Annotated in this window: 2 protein-coding genes and 2 pseudogenes; all 4 read left to right on the forward strand. The window is 66.4% G+C overall.

Annotated elements, in window-relative coordinates; genetic code table 11:
* A pseudogene (locus tag AB0M20_RS37645) lies at window positions 1-159 on the forward strand (nicotinate-nucleotide diphosphorylase (carboxylating)); the annotation flags it as partial.
* A gap of 190 nt (window positions 160-349) precedes the next feature.
* Window positions 350-1,108, forward strand: coding sequence for a type III pantothenate kinase (locus AB0M20_RS37650; RefSeq protein ID WP_364305591.1), 759 nt, complete (start codon window positions 350-352; stop codon window positions 1,106-1,108).
* 32 nt (window positions 1,109-1,140) lie between these two features.
* Window positions 1,141-2,083: pseudogene (locus tag AB0M20_RS37655) on the forward strand (amino acid--tRNA ligase-related protein); the annotation flags it as partial.
* Between the two features lie 93 nt (window positions 2,084-2,176).
* A complete protein-coding gene (locus tag AB0M20_RS37660; protein WP_364305594.1) occupies window positions 2,177-2,530 on the forward strand; it encodes an Lsr2 family protein in 354 nt (117 codons plus the stop codon).
* Window positions 2,531-2,554 lie beyond the last annotated feature (24 nt).

A 2,554-nucleotide genomic window follows, 5' to 3' on the forward strand; every position in this document is an offset into this window, starting at 1 on the left:
GGGGGGGGGGGGCACGGGCCCGAGCGGGCGCCCCCCGCCAACCTCACCTTGTAAACGGTCGCGGCCTACGCCGCGACCGGCGTCGACTACCTCTCGGTCGGCGGCCTGACGCACTCGTCCCCGATCCTCGACATCGCCCTTGATCTGCGCGCCCGCTGATTCGGGGCCGCCCGATCCCGGGCCGCTCGGCGGCGGGGCAGGGAGGGTGACCACCGACTGGCCGGCGTGTGGGGGCGTGACTCGGTGCCTGCGGTTGGGGACCGGATGGCGCGTAACCATCAAACGGTTTTGATTTTCGATCGTCGGCCGCCGTGCGCCGATCGGGCGAGCGAACAGGAAGAATCACCTCGTGCTGCTTTGTATCGACATCGGGAACACCAACACCGTGCTGGCGACCTTCGACGGGGACAAGCTGGTGCACGACTGGCGGGTGAAGACCGACGCCCGGTCGACCGCCGACGAGCTCGGCCTCATGTTCCGCGGGCTGCTGGCCGGTGATGCCGTCGAGGTCAGCGGCGTGGCGGCCTGCTCGACCGTGCCGCAGGCGTTGCGCAGCCTGCGCACCATGCTGGCGCGGTACTACGGCGAGTTGCCCAACGTGGTGGTCGAGCCGGGCGTCAAGACCGGCGTGCAGCTCGCCATCGACAATCCCAAGGAGGTCGGCGCCGACCGGGTGGTCAACACGCTGGCCGCGCACGCGCTCTACGGCGGACCGTCGATCGTGGTCGACTTCGGGACCACCACCAACTTCGACGTGATCAGCGCGAGGGGAGAGTTCCTCGGCGGGGCGTTCGCGCCCGGCATCGAGATCTCCTTCGACGCGCTCGCCGCCCGAGCCGCCCAGCTGCGCAAGGTGGAGCCCGCCAAGCCGCGCTCGGTGATCGGCAAGAACACCGTCGAGTGCTTGCAGTCGGGCATGTATTTCGGGTTCGCGGGGCAGGTGGACCGTATCGTCGAGCGGATGATCGAGGAGATCGGGCCGGTCCGGGCGGTGATCGCCACCGGCGGCCTGGCCGGGCTGGTGAAGGACGAGTGCCGCACGATCACCGCCTACGAGCCGATGATCACGCTGATCGGGCTGAGAATGGTTTATGAGCGGAACGTCTGAGTAGACCTTTTTGTCTCCTGCCGCCCGACACGGCGCTGCGTCCGCTTCCGGTTGCGCACAAGCCGCTTTCCGAGGAGACCCGGGTGCGGCAGCGTTATGTCGACCTGATCGTGCGTCCGCAGGCGCGTGACATCGTGCGTACCCGCGCCACCACCGTGCGATGTCTTCGAGAGTCTCTGTTCCGGCGAAATTATCTCGAAGTAGAGACGCCGATGTTGCAGTTGCTGCACGGCGGCGCAACCGCCCGACCATTTGTGACGCACAGCAACGCACTCGACATAGATCTGTATCTGCGCATCGCGCCGGAGCTTTTCCTGAAGCGCGCCGTGGTCGGCGGGATCGACCGGGTCTTCGAGATCAACGGAACTTCCGAAATGAAGGGATGGACAGCAGTCACTCCCCGGAGTTCGCGATGCTGGAGGCCTACCAGGCGTATGCCGACTACAACGTGATGCAACAACAGGTGCGGGAGTGGATTCAGGAGGCCGCGGTCGCGGTGTCCGGATCGACCACGGTGACGCACTTCAACGGATCCGAGTTGGACCTCGGCGGTGAGTGGACCTCGGTGACGTTGTTCGGGTCCCTCTCGGCCGCGCTCGGTGAAGAGGTCACCCTCCAGACCGACATTGGCCGGCTGCGGGCGTACGCCGAGAAGGTCGAGCTGGGCGTGGACCCGAAGTGGGTCCGGGCAAGCTGGCCGAGGAGTTGTTCGAGCATCTCGTGGCGCCGTCGCTGCAGGCGCCGACGTTCGTCCGGGATTTCCCGAAGGAGACGGCGCCGCTGACCCGGGCACACCGGGAAACGCCGGGCCTGACCGAGAAGTGGGATCTCTGCGTTCTCGGCCTCGAGCTCGGCACCGCCTATTCCGAGTTGGTCGGGGCCGGCATGGGAATGGGAATCGACCGGTTGCTGATGGCGCTCACCGGGCTGGGGATTCGGGAAACCATCATGTTCCCGTTGGTACGTCCCGAGTAAAAGAACGGACCTCCATTGACGCCCGGCGCACGTATGGCGTTATTGTTCACGGGAAAGTCAGGTGCGATACGGTGCTCGGAAGGATAACTGCGCGTGGCCAAGCAGATCATTCACAAGCTGGTCGATGACCTCGACGGTGGTGACGCCGACGAGACCGTCAAGTTCGCCCTCGACGGCATTCAGTACGAGATCGACCTGTCGGACAAGAACGCCGCGAAATTGCGCGATGTGTTCGCCCCTTATGTCGGAGCCGGGTCGAAGGTCGCGCGTGGCGGCGTGGTGGTCGGCGGCCGGGCGGCTCGCGGCCGGGGCGGGGCGACGGCCGACCGGGAGCAGAACAAGGCGATCCGGGAGTGGGCGAAGAAGAGCGGCAAGGACATCTCCGACCGGGGCCGCATCCCGCAGGAGATCGTGGAGGAGTTCCACGCCAAGGGACCGGGTCGCTGACCGGTCTCCAGTCGAGAACGAGGG

This window comes from Actinoplanes sp. NPDC051633 (genome assembly GCF_040681735.1).
Lineage (GTDB): Bacteria > Actinomycetota > Actinomycetes > Mycobacteriales > Micromonosporaceae > Actinoplanes.